Source organism: Psychrobacter communis (genome assembly GCF_014836505.1).
GTDB classification, from domain to species: domain Bacteria; phylum Pseudomonadota; class Gammaproteobacteria; order Pseudomonadales; family Moraxellaceae; genus Psychrobacter; species Psychrobacter faecalis.
The window spans coordinates 43,874-50,285 of record NZ_JACSQR010000020.1; the positions used below are offsets into that span (position 1 = coordinate 43,874).

Consider the following 6,412-nt stretch of genomic DNA (forward strand, 5'->3'; position numbering starts at 1 on the left):
TCTTATAGACAATAAAAGAAACATCAGAGCATCTGGTGTTTCTTTTATTGTCTATAAGATAAATACTTTTAACCAATCCCTAACGCTGTGCGTCTACTATACTTCTAAACGCTTTGTAATCGTCTGCCGTTTGTTCTACCGCCTCGATTATCGGTACATGACCAATCTCTGGCATCATAATGACCTGCGCTTGCGGGATGATTTTTTTTATGAGATTGACCGTTTCAGGTTTGATGATCTGATCTTTATCACCCCAAACGACGAGCGTCGGAATGTTATATTGGGCGATGATTTTGGCGCGCTCTTCGACATTACCGGTGACGATTTGCTCCAATATTTTGGCGTCCAGCGCTTTGTTAGCGATACGCTCTTGGGCAAATACCGCTTTGACCGATTTTGGCAAATATGGCGGCTTATACATGACAAAATCATACATTTTGTAGAAATCTTCATTGCTATTAATCAACAGCGGATTGTTCTCTAACGTCGCGCCTTCTAACGATTTAGGAATACCAGCTGACCAAAAACCTGCGCTATCGACGAGCCATAAACTTTTGACGTCTTTAGGATATTTTGCTGCGTAAGCTACACTGATAGCGCCGCCCATCGAGTTGCCGCCGATATGAATATTGGACGCCAACCCTTTGGCTTGCAGCAACTCATGCAAGCGCGTCGCTTGCGCCTCCGAGCGATAATCAGCACTCACGGGTTTGCTCGACTCACCAAAACCAAGCAAATCAGGAATGATGAGATGATAACCTTCTAACTGACGCGCGATACGGGTAAAGTTGTCTTTATTACCGCCAAAGCCATGAATGAGTAATAACGGCTCGCCAGCGACATTGCCGTTTTCGGCATAGACCATCTTATCGCCAGAGGCCAATGTCAGCGCTTTGATTTCTAAATCAGATTTGTTACGCTCATATTGGATAATCTTTTGCGTGGTATTGACCGCTAATTGATTGGGCGCGGTGGTACAACCGACCATAGAAAGACTAAAAACCGCGGCAAGGCACAGGCGTTTTAAGAGCATCGAAACATCCTTGTTATAGTTGGTAGATAGAGATAAAAAAGTTAAAATCGCAATCTTAGCATAAGAGTATTAATAACTAGCTTACTGGGTCAACAACTTATCACTATTTATCATCGTTTAATTTTAATACTACTATCACCTATCAATACATTATATAAAAAAACGTTACCAGTCTAACCAAGATGCTATAGGCAAGGTCATCTATAATAAGGGTTTTTATGTCATAAAATACGGCCAATCTGGATGGCGCACAAGGATAAACATTGAGTAAAACAACTGCCTCTACTGCCAAAAGCCATGACCTCACCCAAGGGTCGATTGCCAAAACCATGCTGCTATTTGCCTTGCCAACTCTTGGCTCGTCAGCCTTGCAGTCATTGAACGGCTCGATTAATGCCGTCTGGGTAGGGCGGTTTTTAGGGGAAGAAGCGCTGGCCGCGACGGCAAATGGCAACATCTTGATGTTTATCCTCATCTCCTTCGTTTTCGGTTTTGGTATGGCGGCGACTATTTTGATTGGTCAAGCCATGGGACGCCGTAACGATACGATGGTGAAAAGAACCATGGGCACCGCGCTGGGTAGTATTATTCCGATCAGCATATTGGTATCGGCCATCGGCTGGCTATTTGCTCCACTGCTGCTTAACCTGCTCGGTACGCCAGCAAGTGCGGTAGAGCTTGCGCTGACCTATCTGCGGATGATTTTTGTAGCGATGCCTGTCACTTTAACTTTTACGCTGATCATGATGGCACTACGCGGAACGGGCGACTCTACCACGCCGCTTTGGTTTATCATTATCTCGGTGATTATCGACCTGATTTTGACGCCGGTGTTGATTTTGGGTATCGGCCCCTTCCCTGAATGGGGTATCTTTGGCTCGGCTTTTGCAACTGCTGTCGCCAATGCTCTAGCGCTGATTGGTATGATTGTCACTATGTATTTGCGTGGTTCTGTGCTGACACTTAAGTTACCCGAGCTGCGTTTTTTACGCGCAGACCGAGATATCCTAAAGTCGATGTTTTCAAAGGGTCTGCCGATGGGGCTGCAGATGATTGTTATCTCATCAGCAGCGCTCACAATGCTGTCGCTCATTAACCGCGAGGGCGTACAGACAACGGCCGCTTATAGCGCGACGCAGCAGCTTTGGACCTATGTGCAGATGCCAGCGATGGCGCTCAGTGCAGCGGCCAGTGCCATGGTCGCACAAAATATCGGTGCCAATCAATGGGACCGTGTGGCGGGCATCACGCGCTGGGGGCTTATCTTTAACGTGATATTGACGGGCGCTATGATTGGGGTACTAAGCATTTTTGATGAGACTATTTTGGAGCTATTCCTTGGTAGTGACAGCGCCGCCGTGCCGATTGGGCGCCATATTCAGTTGATGGCAACATGGGGCTTTATCTTTTTTGGCATTGCGCAAGTTTTCTTTGGCACCATGCGTGCCAACGGTTATGTGGTTTGGCCGCTTATCGTCATGGTGATTTCGATGTATCCTGTGCGCCTTGGCTTTGCGTTCGGGCTTTATCCATTCCTTGGAGCCGATGCGCTTTGGCTATCGTTTCCAGCTGGCATGGTAGCAACGGCGGTGATGGGCGCGGGATTATATCTATACGGCGGCTGGCGCAAAGGTAAAAATATGCCAGCCGAAGAAGCAGCGCAAAGGTCGGAGGAGTTTCGCGCTCATACCGGTACCAGCGCCTCGTTTCGTGATATTTTACCGACTACGGTGTGGAAGCTCTCGCCTTTACGCCGTATTACAAGGCTGCGTCGTCGACTACAAAAACGCCTGCAAAAACACCGTATGAGAAGAAAACATAAACGTTCCTCGCGCGGTTTATAGGTAGTCAATGCAATGGGTTTAAGTTCAACCGTTTTAAAATTAACTATTTTAAAATCACTAACCTTAAAACCAAGAACTTAATAAAAAATCCACTGCTGCTGCTGCATGAATTGCAGTGGTATCAAATACGGAAATGGGGCTGTCTGCTTGCTGAATCAGCAGTCCAATTTCGGTACAGCCCAAAATGACGCCCTTTGCGCCTTTATCTGCTAAATTTTTAGTCACTTGCTGATAATACTGGCGTGAGCTATCAAGTAGCTGACCTTGACACAGCTCCTCATAAATAATGCGATGTACCTCTGCCCGTGCGCCTGTCTCTGGTATCAACACTTGCAAACCTGCATCTATCAAACGCTGTTTATAAAAATTCTCTGTCATGGTGAACTGCGTGCCAAGTAGCGCAACTTTGGTTAGCCCTTGCTGCTTAATCGCCGCAGCGGTGACATCAGCAATATGAATAATCGGTAAGTTGGTAGCGGCTTGGACATCATCGACGACTTTATGCATGGTATTAGTCGCGATAAGCAAACCTTGCGCGCCAGCCGCTTGCAGACGTTTGCCGCTATTGGCCAATACTTTACCCATTTCATCCCATGCGCCTTGTGCTTGCAGCGCCTCAATCGGTGCAAAGTCCACGCTATGAATCAGTAAATCTGCTGAATGTAAATTGCCAAGTCTAGCTTTGATACCTTCATTTATCAGTCGATAATAGCTTTCGGTACTCTCCCAACTCATGCCGCCGATGATGCCAAGCGTTCTTTGTTTACATGAGTTTTTGGATAAATATTTTTCTACGTTCTGCGCTAAATTACTTGGATTGGCAGACATTTTTATCCTTATAGAGTTGTTTTGGACAGTGCTAAGTTTACTTCATCAGCATGAATGGCGACAAATTATTAAAACTGAATGATAACAATATAATAAGGCGAACTTGATGATTGATAATAACCATTTTACCTCGCCGTCATCACGCGTTATCATAGTCGCCGCTAAGCATGAGCAATGCTTTATCTCATCTTCTCTCATCGCAAAATATCACGTTTACAGCAGCAGTGAAACGTGGCTCTCATCAAGCAGGACAACAGAATATTATGGCAAACTTCCCGACCGTCAGAATACGCACGCGGCGCAAATACTATCGGCTGATTTTCACCTTTTTGATGGCGCTGATGATGTCGACGATTATCTCGACGGCCCTGCTACTGATCAATGTAGGATTTGTCGAAGGTTTCTTTACTACGCTGTTTCATTCTTGGAAGTACGCCTTTATGGTTGCTTGGCCGAGCGCTTATATCTGCGCCTATTTAATCCAAGAGCACCTGCTAAGCCACATTGAATTTTATTAGACTCTGTATAAAATTTTGCAAGCTATAAACTTTAGTACATTATGCCGGCGTAAAAACAGCTAAGATAAGCGACAAACTGTTTTTATTCAGAGGCGACTATGAGCCAAGCACGGCGTACTATCGAGCAGTTGCTAAATCAAGGTCTTCTTCCCCTTAAAAATACCGAGGCGGCAGCAACGCACCTAGAAGTCTATCCTAGCAAACGCACCTGGCTGATATTTTTTGATAAAGCGCTGCTGATTATTGGCACGGTGGCGCTGGTACTATCCCTTGTGTTCTTTATCGCCTATAACTGGCAAAGCTTGGGCAAAATAGGTAAATTCGCCTTGGTTGAAGGGGCGCTGGTGATTACCATCGCGCTTTATGTCGCACTGTCTTTTAGGCGACAATTTCAACTGATTCGGCAGTTATTGTTGCTTATCGCTAGTATTATTACCGGTAGCTTATTGGCGCTATTTGGGCAGATCTATCAAACAGGCGCTGATACTTGGCAGCTTTTCTTTGCTTGGGCGATACTGATTACACCTTGGGTCGTTATCGCCCGTTTCCCTGCGCTCTGGCTGCTTTGGTTAGGGCTAATCAATGCATTTTTGCTACTCTATTTAGATGTCGCAAATCTACAATTTATTAAATATAGCCTGCAAAACATCTCTCAAGTAGCCATCCTTGCGCTATTTAATTTTATTGCCTTTTATAGTTGGCTGATTGGTTTCGATAATAAAACTTCTTCTTCTATTCCCTATCTGTTTCATCGCATTAACGTTAAAAAATCCACTGCTCAAATAAACAGCGCTCAAACCAATTCCAGCTTGCATTGGAGCACTTATGTCGTCGGTTTCTTAAGCACGTTTTTTATGACGTATCTGGCGATTGTCACGGTCTTTGATAATGGCAATATCTGGGCAACGCTTATTGCTACCCTCTTATGGTTGGGTTGGTGCGGCTTTATGCTTTGGCAGTTTTATCAGCGCCGTCTTGATTTGCTTATGCTGACTTATTTGTCATTTTCTATCATTACTGTGGTGATGTTTTGGGTCGGTAAATGGCTATTGGAGGGTTTTGACGCGGGTGGGTTTTTGATATTAGCCTTGCTACTTATTGGCATGAGCTCGTCGGCAGTTATGTGGCTACGTAAAATTGCCCGTATCAAGAACGATGACACTGCTCCTCATACTGTAATCAAGGGGAACAGCGATGAACAATGAGATGAATAATAATATCAACCATAACGAACAAAATCATGACTTTTTGCTATTGCAACAGCAGGGACTCATCGATGCGCAAAACGTCAACCATGAGCTTTTAAGTAGTGCTCAATCTGAAGCGCGCAGCCCGTGGTTTATCAGCTTATTTTTTGGTATGAGTGGTATTTTAGCCAGTCTATTTTTTATAGGGTTTTTGACCTTATTATTAGATAACACCGGTTTGCTGGATAGTACGCTAGCGGTATTTATTATTGGCGGCATATTAAGCGTTATTGGCGGGTTTCTATTTTATAACGCCCGTATACGCCATAGCCCTTTTTGGAATAGCTTAGCCTTTGCGATTACGCTAGCAGGTCAAGGTTATATTGCCTATGCTTTACTGGCGAGTGAGATTGCAGAGCCACTCAATATAATGCTATTGCTCCTTGTGCAACTGTTGATGACTGTTGCTATACCCAATTTTATCTATCGTTTATTGAGCGCAACCTTAGCCTTAAGCTGCCTATTTTACTTATTAAATTATTATCATTTATCCGAAGTCAGTTTAGGATTATTGGCATTAATCACTAGCGTGACTCATTTACAACGCTATAGGCTTGCTGCTTTTATCCCGACCAAATGGCGAATGAACGCTCTAGAAATTACCAATGCTATTGGCTATGCGAGCGCCTATGTTTTGCTCAGTGTTTCCGTCTATTTTATCGCTGCTGAATATGGCAATAGCTTTGATAGCCTTGATAGTTACGGTGAAGCCTTTAGCTATAACTACTACCTAGCCCAAGGGCTATTAACGCTTGCCAGCCTTTATGCCGCTTATCTCATTTTAAAGCGCTATCAGGTCAAATTGCGATCAACAGCAGGACTGCTCATTAGCGCTGCGATTGTACTACTTGGGATAATGTCTATTTAACCCCAGTTCGGGATAAGGGCTCAAAAAAAGATAAAAAAAGAAGTCCAAAGTTGCTAAAGTAAGTTTACCAAGAC

6 protein-coding genes are annotated in these 6,412 nt (G+C 44.4%); 4 read left to right on the top strand and 2 right to left on the bottom strand.

What is annotated here, in order from left to right:
- Window positions 1-79 precede the first annotated feature (79 nt).
- Complete coding sequence (locus H9653_RS08235) at window positions 80-1,033, bottom strand: alpha/beta hydrolase (protein ID WP_191691799.1); 954 nt, start codon at window positions 1,031-1,033, stop codon at window positions 80-82.
- A 263-nt stretch (window positions 1,034-1,296) separates the two neighbouring features.
- Here H9653_RS08235 and H9653_RS08240 point away from each other — a divergent pair, with 263 nt between their 5' ends.
- Window positions 1,297-2,877, top strand: a complete 1,581-nt coding sequence (locus H9653_RS08240; RefSeq protein ID WP_191691801.1) for an MATE family efflux transporter — start codon at window positions 1,297-1,299, stop codon at window positions 2,875-2,877.
- Window positions 2,878-2,940: 63 nt separating this feature from the next.
- On the opposite strand, the gene H9653_RS08245 is transcribed toward H9653_RS08240, so the two are convergent.
- Window positions 2,941-3,705 carry an aspartate/glutamate racemase family protein gene (locus H9653_RS08245; protein ID WP_191691804.1) on the bottom strand — a complete coding sequence of 255 codons (765 nt, stop codon included), beginning with the start codon at window positions 3,703-3,705 and terminating at the stop codon, window positions 2,941-2,943.
- Window positions 3,706-3,929: 224 nt separating this feature from the next.
- Between H9653_RS08245 and H9653_RS08250 the strand changes: the two genes are divergently transcribed.
- The 3 genes from H9653_RS08250 to H9653_RS08260 all read left to right on the top strand — a co-directional run bounded on the left by H9653_RS08250 (window position 3,930) and on the right by H9653_RS08260 (window position 6,338).
- Complete coding sequence (locus H9653_RS08250; protein ID WP_318242161.1) at window positions 3,930-4,223, top strand: DUF2798 domain-containing protein; 294 nt, start codon at window positions 3,930-3,932, stop codon at window positions 4,221-4,223.
- Between the two features lie 98 nt (window positions 4,224-4,321).
- The gene (locus tag H9653_RS08255) at window positions 4,322-5,428 is read left to right on the top strand and encodes a DUF2157 domain-containing protein (RefSeq protein ID WP_191691806.1); all 1,107 of its coding nucleotides are present in this window, start codon (window positions 4,322-4,324) and stop codon (window positions 5,426-5,428) included.
- Window positions 5,418-6,338: a DUF4401 domain-containing protein gene (locus H9653_RS08260; RefSeq protein ID WP_191691808.1), complete on the top strand. Its 921-nt coding sequence runs from the start codon at window positions 5,418-5,420 to the stop codon at window positions 6,336-6,338. The genes H9653_RS08255 and H9653_RS08260 overlap by 11 nt, the downstream gene beginning before the upstream one ends.
- Window positions 6,339-6,412: the final 74 nt, after the last annotated feature.

Coding starts and splice junctions, on each gene's coding strand:
- H9653_RS08235 (WP_191691799.1), bottom strand. CDS start 1,033: ATGCTCTTAAAACGCCTGTGCCTTGCCGCGGTTTTTAGTCTTTCTATG.
- H9653_RS08245 (WP_191691804.1), bottom strand. CDS start 3,705: ATGTCTGCCAATCCAAGTAATTTAGCGCAGAACGTAGAAAAATATTTA.
- H9653_RS08255 (WP_191691806.1), top strand. CDS start 4,322: ATGAGCCAAGCACGGCGTACTATCGAGCAGTTGCTAAATCAAGGTCTT.
- H9653_RS08260 (WP_191691808.1), top strand. CDS start 5,418: ATGAACAATGAGATGAATAATAATATCAACCATAACGAACAAAATCAT.